We start from the raw sequence: 16,255 nt of genomic DNA, 5'->3' as shown, positions 1-16,255 counted from the left end.
CTCTCTGCTTTTTAATTTAGTTTATCGTAAACGAAATGTTATCATACTCGCGCTAGTTACCTAAATAGATACGAACCTTAGAGCCTTGCTTGACTTTCACGCCCGACTCCGGGGACTGATCAATCACTTTGTCTCCGCTGCCGCTCACCTCAAGTTTTAAATCGATAAGCTGCTCCTGCAATTCGCTCTTTTTCATCCCAATTAAATTCGGAACCTCAATCGTCGGTGTGTCAAGCCATGTCAGCTCTTTATCAAGACCGCCTTTACGCGGTTCTACCCCTAGTGTCGGCAACATGTCGCGCATCATGTTTCCCACAATCGGCGCAGCTACAACACCCCCGAATTGAACTGTTCCTTTTGGATTATCTACAGCTACATAGACAACAATTTGCGGATCGTCTACCGGCGCAAAGCCAATAAAGGATACGATGTAGTTTCCTTCCATGTATCTGCCGTCTTTTACCTTTTGTGCCGTTCCTGTTTTACCGCCAACCCGATATCCATCAATGTAGGCTCCTTTACCGGAACCTTTTGCAACTACGTTTTCAAGAGCAGTCCGTACTTGCTTAGAAGTTTCCTCGGAAATAACGGTTCGTTTTGCAACAGGAGTTTTACGGCTTACCACTTGCTTTGTTTTCGGATCAATAAACTCTTTGGCAATATAAGGCTGGTATAAAGTGCCCCCATTCACAGCCGCCGCTACCGCCGCTACCTGCTGAATAGGTGTTACAGATACCCCCTGACCGAACGCTGTAGTCGCTTGCTCTACAGGGCCGACACGCTTTAAATCAAATAAAATTCCTTTTCCTTCCCCTTGCAGGTCAATACCTGTTTTTTGTCCGAACCCAAAGTCATGAATGTATTGAAACAGCTTTTCTTTTCCAAGGCGTTCTCCAAGCTCGACAAAACCAGGGTTGCAGGAATTTTGGACAACCTCTAAAAACGTTTGATGACCGTGACCGCCCCTCTTCCAGCAGCGAAGCGTAGCACCCGCCACTTCAGCAGCGCCATCGTCGTTAAACGTGTCTTTATTTAAGTCTACCAAATTTTCATTTAATGCGGCAGCAAGAGTAATAATTTTAAAAGTGGAACCCGGCTCGTATGTACTCCAAACCGGCAAATTTCGATTGTAAACTTCCGGCGCCACATTTTTATAATTGGATGGATCAAAATTCGGACGGCTTGACATCGCCAAAATTTCACCGTTATTCGGATTCATGGCAATTGCAATCATACCATCAGGGTTATAAGTAGCCTGTGCAACGTCCAGTTCCCGTTCCATAATGGTTTGAATACGGGAATCAATGGTCAATCCCAAATCCAATCCGCTTTGCGGCGCTTGATAGTCGTCACCGATATTCGGCATCCGCTTTCCTTTGGCATCCGCATAAAATCTTACGTATCCTTTGTCGCCGGTCAATTCCTTATCATACGACAGTTCAAGTCCCATTAAGCCTTGATTGTCAATGCCGGCAAACCCAAGCACATGCGACAAGTAGTTTCCAAACGGGTAATAACGGATGGAATCCTCTGCAATATAAACGCCTTTTAACCCAAGAGCCCGGATTTCCTTTGCCTTGTCATGTGAAATTTTTCGCCCTTCAGGTTTTACCCATTCTAAATTCGCTTTCTTCGTCACATGCTTATAAATTGCTTCTTGTGGCACACCAAGCACAGCTGCAAGCTTCTTCGCCGTCTCAGCAGGGTTCTCAATTTGGCGCGGAACTACAAGTACAGAAGGAGCGCTTTTGTTCGTCGCAAGCTCCACGCCGTTTCGATCTAAAATCTTTCCGCGCTCGGGCTGAAACGGTATATTTCGGCTCCATGAATCCTTGGCGCGGTCAGTCAGCAAATTGCCAAGAGCAAATTGCACATATCCGAGTCGTACATCTATGATGGTAAAGATGAGCAATCCGCATACTAACACAAATATAAGTCGTTTTCGAACTGTCACGTTTGATACGCGCATAAAAGAACCTCCCTCATCTTGGGCTCGTTCCAATATATGCTTGTACCTTTTCGATTAGAACATGGCCGCCGCTCTACCGTCAAGTACCGGGCGGCTTTTGTATTTCAGCTTCCGGCTGCGGTTCAAGAGGAGGTGCAAGCTTCACTTCAAGAACATCTCCTTTTTTCACAGCTGTGCCTTCTTGTATGCTTTGTTCTGTCACGTATCCTTGTCCTGACGGTTTGAGCTGCAGATCCATCGTATGAGCTAGATTCATTGCATCGCGCATTGACCATCCGATTATATTCGGCATTTTATTGTCTGTTCCTGTCAGTAAAATGCGGTCGCCTTTTAACACGGAATCGCCAGACTGCGGCATTTGAGCTATAACAGAGCCTCCACCGAGAAGCACCGGTGTAAGTCCTGCTTTTTCAAGCGCCGCTTTTGCCGCTGCCATCGTTTGGCCCGAAACATTCGGAACCTTCGCATTTTCTTGTTCGGCAAGCTTCTTCGGATTTTTCACTTCAGACGGTTTAATTTTTAAGTATTGCAAACTGTTCTTCGTTACAGACTTAAAGATGTCTGCAAGCGGTGTTGCACCGTATTCCGTATCCGTTAGTTTTGGTTGTTTAATAGCTACATAAACGACCAATTGCGGATCTGACACAGGCGCCATGCCGAGGAAGGAGAAAATATAATTTTCCTTGCCGGTCATATATTTGCCGTCCGGTCCCGGAATTTGCGCTGTACCTGTTTTTCCGGCTACAGAATAACCGTCAATTTTATACGCCGTTCCTGTTCCCTTAGGAGACGTAATAACCGTTTCAAGCAGCTGCCGCACTTTTTGCGCGCTTGCCTTTGAAATCGGCTTCCCCACCTCTTCAGGTGAAGTTTGCTGCACGACCTTTTTTGTATCCGCATCTACAATGCGGTCAATCACGTACGGCTTCATCATCTTCCCGTCATTTGCAATAGCGGTCGCTGCTTGTATTTGCTGAATCGGGGTTACAGTTGAACCTTGTCCGAAAGCAGTTGTAGCCTTTTGGATTTCCTTGTCGAATAAAATCGTATTTTTACTTTCACCCGGCAAATCAATTCCTGTTTTTTCATCTAAGTGAAATTTATGAAGATATTGCCTGTAGCGATCAAAACCAAGCTGCTTTTGAGCCAAAATGGCAAACGCTACGTTAGAAGAACGCTGTACACCTTCATCAAATGTAATGCTTCCCCATCCGGCTCCACCGTTATGATCTTTAATTTCTGTGTTTCCTACAGCGTATTTCCCAGATTGATAGTATGCTTGGCCGTTATACACGCCTTCATTCACGGCAGCAGCCAATGTGAAGATTTTCATAGTAGAGCCCGGCTCATATGCATATGCAATCGGGTCATTCAGGAAGTACGAAATATCTCGCTTATTCGGATCAAAGCTCGGACGGCTTGACATCGCCAAAATTTTTCCTGTTTTCGGATCTGCAACTACACCAAGAAGCATAGAAGGTTCATACTGCTTTGCTGCCGTATTCATCGCATCTTCCAAAAAGCTTTGAATATGCTGGTCAATTGTCAAATATACATCTTTCCCATTCTTTGGCGGCACAATCTTTTCGTTCCCGGTTGCCAAGCCTCTTGCATCTCCTTTATAGGCAATGCTTCCGTTTTCGGCGTGCAAGTATTTGTCCAGAGTTTTTTCAATTCCAAAGTTTCCTTCGAGAACATCCTGATCATTCGGCTTAGCATATCCAAGAATATAGGAAGCAAAATCACCGTTCGGGTAAATACGCGTTTTTCCGTCGGTGAAGATAATGCCGGGCAGCTTCATGCTTTCAATCTTGTCTTTTTGCTCCTTCGTCAAGTTGCTCCCTTCCGAACCGAATTCAACTTGAGATGCAGGTTTGTTAAGCCTCGCTAAGATCTCCTCTTTACTTAAAGAAAGAACAGACGCAAGCTTTTCGGCAGTCAAATCCTTATCCTTGACATGACCATCACCTTTTAAAACAGCGGCAATCTTATATGCGGACGTATCCTGCGCAAGCACTTCCCCATGCTGATCATAAATGGTTCCGCGCATCGCCTCCAGCACTCCCTTTTTATTGTGCTTCGCTTCTGCCCACTTTTCCAAAGATTGCCCGTGCACTTGTCCTGTTACCTGTATGTACAAAAACCGTGCCAACAACAGAAAAAAGAGCAGGGAAAAAATCAGCATCAAGCATCCTGCTCCCTTATTCATATTGAGTTTTCTCGTCTCCATCTGTATCACGCTCGCTTATGGATTTACCCCTTTAACGTTGTTTTCATCAATTTTAAGCCCCATTTTTTCCGCTATCTTCGCAATGCGCTCGTAGCGGCTGAGCTGTTCGACTTCAGCTTTCAAATCATTGTTTGTTGTCTTTTGCTTTTCAATCGTTTTTTGCAGTTTAGAGGCTTCCGTATTTGCTTCGTACAGCATCGTTTTGTTGCTGATAAGGGCTACAGCTGCATACAGTAAAAACGCAATAAAAGCCGTATACAGCAATTTTTCCAGCAATGTAATCTTCGCTTTCTTGACCGGTCGCGGAGCCTGTTTTGGCATTTGCGAACGATGCTGCTGTTTTTTATATTTCACTGCCAAATTGCTCATTTGTTTCCCTCCTATAATTTTTCAGCTATTCGCAGCTTAGCGGAGCGCGATCGATTATTCTCTCCCAGCTCTTCCTCAGAAGGCAGAATCGGCTTTCTTGTAATCAGTTTCAGCTTCGGTTTGAACTCATCCGGAATGACAGGTAATCCCGGCGGCAATGGAGGGATGCTGCTATGCTTTTTAAAAGTCGTTTTGCAAATCCGGTCCTCTAATGAATGGAACGTAATTACGCTGATTCTTCCGCCCGGCTTAGTTATTTCAATCGCTGCTTCAATTGCATCTTCAAAAACCTGAAGCTCATCATTAACGGCAATACGGATGGCTTGAAACACGCGCTTGGCAGGATGACCTCCTGTTCTTCTTGCCGGAGCAGGTATGCCTTCCTTAATTAATTCCACCAATTGTGCCGTTGTTTCAATCGGCTGCTGTTCCCGATACGCTTCAATTTTTCTTGCGATTTGTTTTGAAAATTTTTCTTCCCCGTATTGGAAGAAGATTTTTACCAGCTTTTCGTAAGGCCATTTGTTTACAACATCATATGCACTTAACGAAGCGTGCTGGTCCATTCTCATGTCAAGAGGAGCATCATGATGATAGCTGAATCCGCGTTCCGGCGTGTCCAGCTGCGGCGAGGATACACCGAGGTCAAATAATACACCGTCTACCTGTGTGATTCCGATTTCATAGAGCTCTTCTTTTAAATAACGAAAATTGCTTTTTACTGCAGTAAAACGGTCTCCATATGCACGAAACTTTTCTTTTGCATGCGCTATGGCTGTATCGTCCTGGTCAAAGGCAATGAGGCGTCCTTCTTCGGAAAGCTGCGATAATAAATACGCGCTATGACCTCCTCCGCCAAGTGTACAATCCACATATGTTCCATTTGGTTTAATATGTAAACCGTCTACTGTTTCCTTTAACAGCACTGTTATGTGATTAAACATCGTTGCACCTACTTCTGTAAAATAATCCCTTTTAAAATTCTACTCATTTCTCTATTATATACTAAATTTTATCATCTTTTACGAAAATGTTAATAAAAATCCTGTCGAATTATAACAATAATTAGCTTACATTTGTATTTCCTTTGTAAAATAATGCCGACTATTTTGTTTTTTTGTTCCTGTAGTATTACTAATATTACATAGCGTTTACTTTTTTACAATTAATTCCACACAGAGAAAAAAAATCCTGCATAAAAAATGCAGGATTTTATATCTTTACGATTTTATGTGTGTTGTCCCATGCGAACGGCAGTCCCACTAGATCGTGAATAAACGAAAAACCGTACTCATTCATATAATAGAACACGTTCCATACGCGCTCTTGCAGGGAACCCATGGGCTGCAGGGCGCTCTCCATACGGCGGAATTTATTTAAACTCACGGCATGCTTCATTTCAATATCCCTTTGAATGGCACGTTCCAATACTTGCAGCTGTTCTTCAATTTTATGTTTGTTCTTCATCGCAAATGCCGTCAAGCCCGGATTCATGCGTTCTGCAAGCGCTCGTAAAGCGGCATGCGTCTGTTCCATTTCATTTCGAGCCTGCATAAAAATATCTTCAATTGGTTCTGTTGTCTGCTCAAACAGCCATGCTTCTTTTATCTTTTCAATTCGTTTTGCAAATGCATCCTCTATAGAAACAGACATATCCTGCAAATCTGCTGCAATATGGCCCTCCACATAGCTGATCATAAGCCTTGGGATAACGGGAGGCATGATAAACCCTATTTCATGAAATACCTGCTGCAGCTCAGCCCAATAAGCAACCTCTCCCGGTCCGGCGATAAAAGCCAATGTCGGAAACAAGTATTCTTGCATAAGGGGACGCGTTACTACATTGTTGCTCAGACGTTCAGGCGTTTCCTTTGCTATTAGCAGCAATTCTTCTAAGGTAAATGACATCTCTCCGTCTTTGCAAGAAAAGACATTTCCTTTTTTTTCAATCAGCCATCTTTCTCCCTCTATATCCAGGAATAGATGCACCGCTTCTGACTTCGTTGTAATTAACGGCGTATAGCCTCGGCTTTGCAAGGCTTTTTGCTGCTTTTGAAGCGCTTCTTGAATTCCCTTATGTTGCTCCAAAAGATCACAAAAGAACGGCGCTTCCCATTTTCGCAGCTCAGATGAACCCGAATCAACAAGGATCAGCCCCTCTTCCTTAAACAATTCTGTAATGATATACGCAAAAAAGTCTGTATATGTTTCAGCGCGGCGCAGACATTCCTTCACAAGCTGCAGCAGCTGCTTTGTATGCTTTGTTTCACGGAAGGTTTTAAATATACTTTCCACCCATGCAAAGCTTAACTCATGATGCAAAGGCGTTTGAGAAGCACTTGCTTTTTTTTCGGTCATTTGAGGCAAAATCGATTTTTTAACTCTTCCATTGCTCATCACGTGCACATGATTAATTTCATCCATATCGTGATCCTCTCCCGCAATCCAAAAGACGGGGACAACGCGCACTCCAAGCTTTTTCTCCTGCTCTTTTGCAAGCTGGATAATGGAAACGATTTTATGAATGGTATATAAAGGACCAGTCAACACACCTGCCTGCTGACCTCCGATTACAGCAACCGTATCAGACTTTTCAAGCGCATGTATATTATTGATCGTTTTGGAACCTGCTCCGAAGCGCTCGTTATAGCGCAATAAATGCGATACAAGTTCACGTCTCGGATATGTGCGTCCCTGCAAGTCCTCCGCTCGCTTTTGAAATACGTTCTCTTGTAACTGGTAATCAAAAAAGGACGTAATCTCCTCTCTTCCCTTCAAGTAGTCTCCTGCTGCACCCCCAAGGAGCGGAACAGAGATTTCTTTTATCTCCATAAAAACTTCTTCCTTTCATCTCCAGACGTTGTTCACCAACAAAATTGTATTCAAAGTTGTATGTAAAAGCAAAAATTTTCTCTTATCGTTCTAATCCTTTTATCGATTGATACAAAAATGATATGATAGGAGTTTGTATATTGCGCCTATACGCCTCTTTTAAAATGTATCCAAGAATGGCATCCGCTTCGGTCGGGCGTTTGTGCAAAATGTCTGTCAACATGGAGGATTGATTCGCTGAAGTATTGCGGCATACTTTGCATACACGGTCCCAATGTCCTTCTTCGTCAGTTTCCCCAAGTGCACCTAGCGTTTCCAAAAGCGTTTGTTTCATCACTTCTTGAAAATGCTCATTTTCCAGCAATTCTCCGTTTTTTACCTTATATAAAGCTGTAAGCGGGTTGATGCATGCATTTATAATAAGTTTATAGGTTGCTGTTTCTCTCCAATCCTCCTCTTCCAAAAGAGGAAACACGGAAGAGAAGAATGAAAATACCGGCTGGAAGTCTTGTTTTGTGCCATTTACCACGCCAAGCTTTGCCACTCCTAATCCTGTATGACGCACAACTGCTGCCCCCTCTTTTTTCGCTCCATGCTCTACGATTCCAACAGCTGTGTTCTTGTCAGACATTTCCTGTATAAAAGAAAGATGTGACATGCCGTTTTGCAAAAACACAATATTTTTACTTGCACTGTTATGCAAACAAGGCAGCAATGATTCTAATTGATATTGTTTCACAGCTACAAACAAATAATCATCTGTAAGAACAGCTTCGTCCAACGCTTGGGCATCAGGAAACACCGCATCCTCCTGATCACCCCTTTTGCATACCACACCTTTATCCCGTATTTGCACGGCCTGTTCTGTTGTACGCGTATACATTGTCACTTGTGCTGATGCTTTTTGCAAATAATACCCGAACAGTAAACCGATGGCTCCCGATCCTATAATCCCGATTTTCATGATTTGTTCTCCTTATGTATTTCTACGCTTAGTGTAGCAAATTTTTTGGCAAAATACCGAAAGAAAGCTCTTCTCTTCATAAATTTTCCAAAATGCATTATAATAGAAGTGTAAATATTTTTACTTTTCTATATTTTACAACAAGAAAGGGATGTGAGAATATGTATATTCCAAAGGTAGAGCGCTTGCTTGTAAACTATAAAACATTGGAAGAGTTCAAAAAATTTAAGGGGTGCGGCGCACAAGAGCTGTCCATGCTTGAGGATTTACAAGCAAATATTATTGAGGACGATAGTGAATCTCCGTTTTACGGCATTTACTTTGGCGAATCGCTCGTAGCACGCATGAGCTTGTATATGACAGAACAATCGCTGATAGAAGGACGATGCGTAGAATTATTTAAACTTGAGGTGCTCCCAGCCCTCCAGCGAAAAGGGTTCGGAAGCGCTCTTGTAAATTATGCGAAAAGCTTACGACTTCCTATTAAAACAACTGCCCGCGTTCATTCCGAGGAGTTTTGGGAAAAGCAAGGCTTTAAAAAAATGATACATGAAGATGAATCTTTTTACGTCTGGTATCCTCAAGCAAATTTGAATACGCTTTCAAGAGAAGAAACTGCATAAAAAAACAGCTGCGCACAGCTGTTTTTTATTTTTCAATTTTCTCCAAAACATTTCGTTCCCGCAGCAATTGCATTTTATTCTCATGATCTCCCGCTACAAAATTCCGTTTTTGATCGATATACTCAAACAATGTTTTATATTCCTCTTCATATATAGAAAGCTTCTTTAAAAGCCAATCCTTTTCCTTTTGCAGCTGTTCAGTTTTCTGTTCTAAAAATTGAATGCGTTCAAGCAAATCCGCTGTAGGCTCTTGCCTCCTTTCCTTGTAATTCTGCAAGAAAGAAATCACGAGGTCCATCGTAAGCACAGAGGCCTGCACTTCTTCAGCAGCTGCTGGAGCGAGTGCTCCCTTGCGCTGCTGCTTCGCTTCCTCAATTTGCTCTTTGTACTGCTTTCTCACTGAAGAATTCCATCGAAATCCGCAAGCAGCTGGAGTTCTTGATAAACTGCGGCCGACTTCCTTGAATGCCGACAGCTGCGTGCCGCTTTCGCGAATATGGCGCAATACGACTTCTGCCAGCAGCAAATCTTCATCCTCGGTCCAAGCGTCCTGACGTGTTGTTGCCACTTCTATCCCTCCTTGAGCATTTTTTACTAAACATATGCACCTGCTAGAAAAGATAGAATGACAAAGTATGAAAAATATGTAATTTTTCTAACGCTTTAAAAAAGATGAAACGGCTTGATGATGCGCATCAGCTTCCCAAAGCACCGCACATTCCTTTATTTCTTCTTTCATGCGCTCCTTTAGGTTCGTTTCACGCCATTTCCGAATCGCTGTTTTTTTATAAGACGCTAGCACTTCCGCACGCGGAACGAGCGTGTCCTCCATCCATTTTTGACATGATAGTTTTTCATCATCGTCAAACACTTCATGCAAAAATCCGAGCTCTTGTGCCTCTTTTGCAGAATAACGACGCGCCGAGCATAGCATTTCCATTGCTTTATCATGGCTGAGCTTTTCAACTAGCATTGCAGCGCCGCCCCATCCCGTTGTGATGGCCAATCTGCCTTGTACGAACCCAACTGTCGCCTTGTGTGCAGCAAACCGATAATCGCAGGCAGAAGCAATTTCACAGCCTCCTCCAACTGCTGTACCGTTCAACAAAGCGATGGTGGGCTTTGGTAGCGTCATAAGTTTATATAACACATCTCCCATTTTCTTTAGCATAGGATATGCTTCCGCTTCTGTCCGCAATGCATGAAATACCTGCAGATCACCGCCGGAACAAAACGCTTCTCCTGCTCCCGTTATTACAAGCGCCTTATCCTTGCTATACTTCACTTCTTCCAGTATTTCATCCAAAGCATCCATCACTTCATAATCAATAGCATTTCTTCGCTCCGGGCGGTTTAAGGTAACCCAAACTGCCCCTAGTTCATCTCGTTCTACCAGCACTTTTTTCACGCCTTGACTCACCTCTGCACATTTTTACATGTACTAAATTTCGAGAAAAGTATACAAATCCCTTTATGAATATAAAAAAAGCGGAACCGGCTCGTTCAGCTCCGAAAGGCAGAGATTCTCTGACAGGAGGAGCTTGCCGGTGGAGCTAGACATAAAAAAAGCGCAGAGGGATAACCCTCTGCGCTAACCAGCATTATTTGCTGATTACTTCTTTACCTTTGTAAGTACCGCATGCTTTACATACACGGTGACCTAATTTCAATTCACCGCAGTTTGGGCATTCTACCATACCTGGCACTGCCAATTTGAAGTGCGTGCGACGCTTTCTTTTTACTGTTTTAGAAGTTCTTCTAAAAGGTACAGCCATTATTCCCACCTCCTTAAAAGAGAGAGTTAGTTTTGTTGAAGGCCTCAGCCGGTCTTCCACTACTTGTCAAAAAACTTTGCAAGTCCTGCCAAACGAGGATCGACTTTCTCAGCCTTTCCTTCTTCTGTAATTACTTGCCAGCCTTGACCCTTTGCCGGTGCTCCGTCTGATGCCGTCTCGCTGAAAATTTGCATTGGGATTTCCAGAAGTATATTTTCCTTAATTACAGGGAGTAAGTCAAGCACTTCTCCTTGTAAATAATGAATGTTTGCATCAGCTTCATATTCTTCCTCAGAAGCTAAGAACACCTCAGTTGTTTCAATGTCAAAAGGTAACGGTACATCTACTAACGTTCTAGAACAAGGCAGTACCATCGTTCCTTGTATATGCAGATGAAATGTAAATTTGCTGGCGCCAAGATCGGCTCTTCCAGTGACACGGACAGGTGAAACATTGCGAATCTCTGAATTCCATCCCGCCACGTCGTCAAACTTAACTGTTTCGTCCAACGTTAGCCCTTTGCTACGGTATTTGTTTAATTGATGGATTGACCATTTCATAAAATCACCCCTAAGGCAACAAAGAAAATTATATCGAGCCATTATGCATTTGTCAATATTTTTTCTTTACACTATAATGTAGTTATTACGAGACAATATATACAGACTATCATGTTTTTATACTATATGCTACAAAGAAAGGAGGCGGTCCTCATAAAAGCTGCGGGTGTAGTTGTAGAATATAACCCATTTCATAACGGACATGCTTATCATTTGCAAGAAACAAAAAACATAACAGATGCTGATGCAGTAATTGCTGTCATGAGCGGATCATTTCTTCAGCGAGGCGAACCGGCTCTTGTATCAAAATGGGCGCGAACTAAGATGGCGCTCGAGGGCGGAGCTGATATCGTAGCAGAGCTTCCCTACGCTTTTTCTACACAAAAAGCGAAAACCTTTGCAAGCGGAGCTGTTTCCATATTGGACGCACTTGGAGCAGAGGAAATTTGCTTCGGGAGCGAAAACGGAAAAATTGAGCCGTTTCTTTCTGCAGTTCACACACAAAACGAGTGCCGTCAAACCTTGAACGAGGCGATTAAAAAGCACCTGAAAGAAGGCGTGAGTTACCCTAAAGCATTGTCTGCGGCATATACGGAAATTGCCGGATTCGAGGCGCTGGACCTCTCACAGCCAAATAATATTCTGGGATTTCATTACACGGAAGCGATTGTGCAGCAAAACAGCCGGATGATACCAAAAACCATACAGCGTTTAAGCGCTCAATATCACGATGAAGCGTTCGCAACAGCTTCCATAGCGAGCGCTACGAGCATCCGCAAGCACATTCAATCCAACAGCTTAGAAACAGCGAGCGGCGTAATGCCTTCTTCAACACTGCGACACCTGCACGACTATCATTGTACATATGGTCTGTTTCATGGTTGGGAAAAATATTTTTCCTTATTGAAATACAAACTGCTGACAATGTCACCGGCAGAACTGAAACAAATATATGAGACAGAAGAAGGACTGGAACATCGTTTGCTGTCCTCCATTAAAAGTGCAGAATCCTTCAAGACCTTCATGGAGTCAATTAAAACGAAACGCTATACGTGGACGCGCCTGCAGCGCCTTTGCTTGCACGTGCTGACGCACACGACAAAAGAACAAATGAAACACGTACCAAAAGAAGAAACAGCGCCTTATATACGGCTTCTTGGAATGTCAAAACGAGGACAAGCATACATATCTCAGAGGAAAAAGAACTTGTCTCTTCCCCTTCTCTCTAATAACAAATCCTTTAATCACCCGCTGCTGCAGCTTGATCATAAAGCAAGCGCCGTGTATTTCTCTATTCTGCCGGAACCGCTTCGCTCTCTGGCATTGAAAGAAAACTATATACAGCATCCCATTCGTTACGACGAAGACCAAGAACTGTTTTTATAGCAAAAGATGCTATATAAATGCAACTAAAAAAATCGACATAAAAACTTTTCTTTTAGGGGAGAGAGAGCATCCAACTAAGCGTAGAAGCGGTCAAACCCTTTTCGTGGTCCATGCAGGAGTAAACCATAGAGAGGGAGCGAGCGCAGTTTCCCTTTTGTTCTACGTGGCAAACGACAGATATGTCGGAATAACAAAGCGGACTTATATAACTCATTATGATATTATCCCTTTATAGTAGACAGAAAAAGCAAAGGCTTGTACTGTTTACTATGAAGGGATTTCTTTATGGGGAAAATCAGAAAAACATATACAACATACAAAAGAACAAACCTATATGCTTAGAAACATAGGAGCAAGCGTCTTGAAGGCAGCGCTACCATACGCATGCACTATGTCTACCTAAAAATAAGAGCACGGGATACCCGTGCTCTTATTTTTTAACAGGAAGCTTTTCTAAATAGTTAAGCGGATCATCCAACGTATCGACCGGCACAATTTTCATTTTCGTTCCGATGTCCTTTGCAGTCTTCACTGCATCACTATAATTGGAGTGCGGGGCATTGTGTTCATTCGGCGCAAAGAAGATATCGGCTCCGGCCTTATCTGCTGCAATCACTTTCTGTGAAATGCCGCCAATCGGCCCAACCTCTCCTTTTGCATCGATCGTACCTGTTCCTGCCACTTCATAGCCCTTTGTAATATCTTCCTTCGTCAGCTGATTATAAATTTCAAGCGTAAACATCATACCCGCTGACGGCCCGCCGATACCATGCGAATCAATTTTTACTTTCTGATCGACCTGGAGCTTCTGATCCGTTGTAATTTGCACGCCAATTCCAACCCGGTCAGGCTCGCCTTTAATAGGAACCAGACTTAAAGAAGTGCTCTTTTTTTCATCGTTTCGAATATAATCAATCCGTACTGTATCTCCTTGCTTCTTTGTTTTCACATAATCAATGAATTCCTCTGACGTTTTCAGCTGCTTGCCGTCGACGGCTGTTAAGCGATCACCGAGCTTCAGTTCTTTTGCTGCCGGCATATTTTTCGATACCGCAACAACGAGTACACCTCGATTTTCAAATTCTACTTTCTTGTTGGCACGCTGATATGCATTAAAAATCGCTGCAGACTGTGATGCATCCATTAAATGCAACTGGCGAAACTGATACTGTTCATCAGATTCTCCTTTTCCCAAAATCTCTTCTTCCGGATAAATTTCATAATACTTGTTAAGTTTCGCTATGACATAGTTTGTAATATTCGCCCGCGACATCGAAACGGTCACAAGCATGAAATCGCCTTTCTCTTTATAGCCGCCATCAACATGCACATATGGCTCCAGCTTTTCTGCCAGCCCTGGCTTTGTGATGTAATACGGCAGCGGCACATACATCACAGCGAACGCAAGCATAATTGCAATTATAAAGACTGTAAAATACCGTAAACGCTTAAACATTATTTTTCTCCTTCCAGTTTTCAATCAGTTCATGAATGTCATCAACATGCTTAATTGCTTCTTCCTCTCCGACGCGTACAATCTCTTCGATGTTCGTAAATGTACGCGAACTGAACTTTTCCACTGCAGGATGCATCATTAAATCCGAAGCAATTTGCCGATGATGTACAAGCTCATGCTGCATAATCTCAATGCTTTGCATAATTACATCATAAATGGACGTCACCTCGCCGTTCACCTTAATCGGGGATACATCAACTGCAATTACAATGTCTGCTCCTAAGCTTTTGACAACAGATACAGGAATACGATCAATTACGCCGCCGTCAACAAGCAAGCGGCCGTTCACCTTCTCCGGCACGAATATACCGGGAACGGAAATGCTGGCTCTCACAGCTTCAGATATAGGCCCCTCAGTAAAGATAACCTTCTCCCCATTTAAGATATCTGTTGCTACTACTGCAGTTGGAATATCCAGCTCTTCCAATCTTTTATTGTATGTAAACATTCTAATCATATCCTTGATACGTTTTCCGGCAATAAATCCCATTTTCGGAACAGTAAAGTCTAAATAATATTTGCGCTTGAACAACTGCGCAATCCGATATAGCCGCTCTACATCCGAACCAGCTGCATAAAACGTCGCAATGAGCGCGCCTATGCTGCTCCCTGCAATCATATCCACAGGTATGCCCGCTTCTTTCAGCACTTTAAGAACACCAACATGCGCGAATCCTTTTGCGCCCCCTGAACCGAGGGCAAGACCAATTTTCGGCTCTTTCATCTACCTCACCCTTTAAAAATTTTTTCTCTATTTTATCTTATGGTCTAAAGCTTCCCCCTATCCTCGTATACTGAAATGAACGCTTGGACAAAAAGGGGGATGCAGCGTGCGTTCTAAGTTGAAAACAGCCTTTATGGCGATTACAATTGCGCTTCTGACAGTCTCGCTGATTGCAAACCCGCAAGCCTGTTTGGAAGCTTCCATTCGCGGATTGGATATGTGGTGGGAAGTCGTATTCCCTTCACTGCTCCCGTTTTTCATTGTATCAGAGCTCCTGATTGGTCTTGGTGTTGTAAGTTTTGTAGGAGTACTGCTGGAGCCTCTCATGCGCCCTTTATTTCGAGTCCCGGGAGTAGGAGGCTTCGTTTGGGCGATGGGAATGGCTTCCGGATTTCCGTCCGGAGCAAAATTAAGCGCCCGTTTACGTCAAGAGAAGCAGTTGACACAAATAGAAGCAGAGCGGCTCGTTTCTTTTACAAATTCATCCAACCCTTTATTTATTTTCGGGGCAGTGTCGGTCGGTTTCTTTCATAATCCGAAATTGGGGATGATTCTTGCGGCTTCCCATTATGTAAGCAACTTTGCAGTAGGACTGCTAATGAGATTTTACGGCGAACCCGAAAAAAAGGAACCCACAGCACAAGCCGCACCTGCTTTCTCCTTGAAGAAAGCATTCCATGCACTCCACAAAAAACGCATGGATGAAAAGCGGCCGCTCGGAAAACTGATTGGAGATGCCATTTCTTCCTCCATTCAAACGCTTCTTATGATTGGCGGCTTTATTATTTTGTTTTCTGTCTTTAACAAAATGCTTGCAGTTGTCCATGTTACAGCATTCGTCAGCTCTATTATCCAACATTTTCTTGCTGTTCTTCAACTTCCTGCTTCATTTAGCGCTCCTGTTTTATCAGGAATCTTTGAAATTACGCTCGGAAACCAATTGACGAGCCAGACAAATGCAGATTTGATGCAGCAGGCGATGGTCGCAAGCTTTATCCTCGCCTTCAGCGGTCTCTCCGTACAAGCACAAGTAGCCAGCATCTTAGCTGAAACTGATATTCGCTTTAAACCGTACTTCATAGCACGGATCATGCAAAGCATCATAGCGCCGCTTTTGACGCTCATACTATGGAAACCGCTATACGAGCATGCTCATTCGTTCCATCCAGGCAGCGGCGATATTCCTGTATTCGCACAGCCTGCTGCAGAAAGCTGGCATTTCCTGCATACATATGGCCCCGCCGTAACACTTCTGTTTTTGTATATATATGTATTTCTGCTATTTCGCAAAACAAGATAAAAACCCC

At 43.3% G+C, this 16,255-nt stretch carries 15 protein-coding genes; 3 read left to right on the top strand and 12 right to left on the bottom strand.

All coding sequences use genetic code 11. The features are described 5' to 3' along the window. Window positions 1-52: 52 nt before the first annotated feature. The 6 genes from H540_RS0100445 to H540_RS0100420 form a co-directional block, all read right to left on the bottom strand. Entirely contained in the window at window positions 53-1,969 is a 1,917-nt protein-coding gene (locus tag H540_RS0100445; protein WP_028398913.1) for a stage V sporulation protein D, read from the bottom strand. 79 nt (window positions 1,970-2,048) lie between these two features. Then, window positions 2,049-4,199, bottom strand: a complete 2,151-nt coding sequence (locus tag H540_RS0100440; protein ID WP_245592142.1) for a penicillin-binding protein — start codon at window positions 4,197-4,199, stop codon at window positions 2,049-2,051. A 15-nt stretch (window positions 4,200-4,214) separates the two neighbouring features. Continuing rightward, complete coding sequence (gene ftsL, locus H540_RS0100435) at window positions 4,215-4,568, bottom strand: cell division protein FtsL (RefSeq protein ID WP_028398911.1); 354 nt, start codon at window positions 4,566-4,568, stop codon at window positions 4,215-4,217. An 11-nt stretch (window positions 4,569-4,579) separates the two neighbouring features. Beyond that, window positions 4,580-5,512, bottom strand: coding sequence for a 16S rRNA (cytosine(1402)-N(4))-methyltransferase RsmH (gene rsmH / locus H540_RS0100430; protein ID WP_028398910.1), 933 nt, complete (start codon window positions 5,510-5,512; stop codon window positions 4,580-4,582). Between the two features lie 268 nt (window positions 5,513-5,780). After that, window positions 5,781-7,400 carry a bacillithiol biosynthesis cysteine-adding enzyme BshC gene (gene bshC, locus H540_RS0100425; protein WP_028398909.1) on the bottom strand — a complete coding sequence of 540 codons (1,620 nt, stop codon included), beginning with the start codon at window positions 7,398-7,400 and terminating at the stop codon, window positions 5,781-5,783. Window positions 7,401-7,482: 82 nt separating this feature from the next. Then, window positions 7,483-8,364 (bottom strand): 2-dehydropantoate 2-reductase, encoded by an 882-nt coding sequence (locus H540_RS0100420; RefSeq protein WP_028398908.1) that lies wholly within the window; start codon window positions 8,362-8,364, stop codon window positions 7,483-7,485. 161 nt (window positions 8,365-8,525) lie between these two features. Between H540_RS0100420 and H540_RS0100415 the strand changes: the two genes are divergently transcribed. Then, window positions 8,526-8,987, top strand: a complete 462-nt coding sequence (locus H540_RS0100415) for an N-acetyltransferase (protein WP_028398907.1) — start codon at window positions 8,526-8,528, stop codon at window positions 8,985-8,987. A gap of 25 nt (window positions 8,988-9,012) precedes the next feature. Here the strand turns inward: H540_RS0100415 and H540_RS0100410 are convergent, their stop codons facing one another. The 4 genes from H540_RS0100410 to H540_RS0100395 form a co-directional block, all read right to left on the bottom strand. After that, complete coding sequence (locus tag H540_RS0100410; protein WP_028398906.1) at window positions 9,013-9,555, bottom strand: RsfA family transcriptional regulator; 543 nt, start codon at window positions 9,553-9,555, stop codon at window positions 9,013-9,015. Window positions 9,556-9,642: 87 nt separating this feature from the next. Beyond that, window positions 9,643-10,395 carry an enoyl-CoA hydratase/isomerase family protein gene (locus H540_RS0100405; protein WP_028398905.1) on the bottom strand — a complete coding sequence of 251 codons (753 nt, stop codon included), beginning with the start codon at window positions 10,393-10,395 and terminating at the stop codon, window positions 9,643-9,645. 193 nt (window positions 10,396-10,588) lie between these two features. Next, on the bottom strand, window positions 10,589-10,762 hold the full coding sequence (gene rpmF, locus H540_RS0100400; protein ID WP_028398904.1) for a 50S ribosomal protein L32: 174 nt from the start codon (window positions 10,760-10,762) through the stop codon (window positions 10,589-10,591). Between the two features lie 59 nt (window positions 10,763-10,821). Continuing rightward, window positions 10,822-11,322: a YceD family protein gene (locus H540_RS0100395; protein ID WP_028398903.1), complete on the bottom strand. Its 501-nt coding sequence runs from the start codon at window positions 11,320-11,322 to the stop codon at window positions 10,822-10,824. A 153-nt stretch (window positions 11,323-11,475) separates the two neighbouring features. Between H540_RS0100395 and H540_RS0100390 the strand changes: the two genes are divergently transcribed. Next, a complete protein-coding gene (locus H540_RS0100390) occupies window positions 11,476-12,708 on the top strand; it encodes a nucleotidyltransferase (RefSeq protein ID WP_281172439.1) in 1,233 nt (410 codons plus the stop codon). Window positions 12,709-13,138: 430 nt separating this feature from the next. Here the strand turns inward: H540_RS0100390 and H540_RS0100385 are convergent, their stop codons facing one another. Beyond that, on the bottom strand, window positions 13,139-14,164 hold the full coding sequence (locus tag H540_RS0100385) for a SepM family pheromone-processing serine protease (protein ID WP_028398901.1): 1,026 nt from the start codon (window positions 14,162-14,164) through the stop codon (window positions 13,139-13,141). Then, a complete protein-coding gene (locus tag H540_RS0100380) occupies window positions 14,157-14,948 on the bottom strand; it encodes a patatin-like phospholipase family protein (RefSeq protein ID WP_028398900.1) in 792 nt (263 codons plus the stop codon). Before H540_RS0100380 ends, H540_RS0100385 begins: the two co-directional genes overlap by 8 nt. Before the next feature lie 106 nt (window positions 14,949-15,054). Between H540_RS0100380 and ylbJ the strand changes: the two genes are divergently transcribed. Beyond that, complete coding sequence (gene ylbJ / locus H540_RS0100375; protein ID WP_028398899.1) at window positions 15,055-16,248, top strand: sporulation integral membrane protein YlbJ; 1,194 nt, start codon at window positions 15,055-15,057, stop codon at window positions 16,246-16,248. Window positions 16,249-16,255 lie beyond the last annotated feature (7 nt).

Source organism: Ectobacillus panaciterrae DSM 19096, from assembly GCF_000430785.1.
In the GTDB taxonomy this organism is placed as follows: Bacteria; Bacillota; Bacilli; order Bacillales; family Bacillaceae_G; genus Ectobacillus; species Ectobacillus panaciterrae.
Note: the sequence above shows the minus strand (reverse complement) of the source record. Positions and strands in the feature narration are given on the sequence as shown.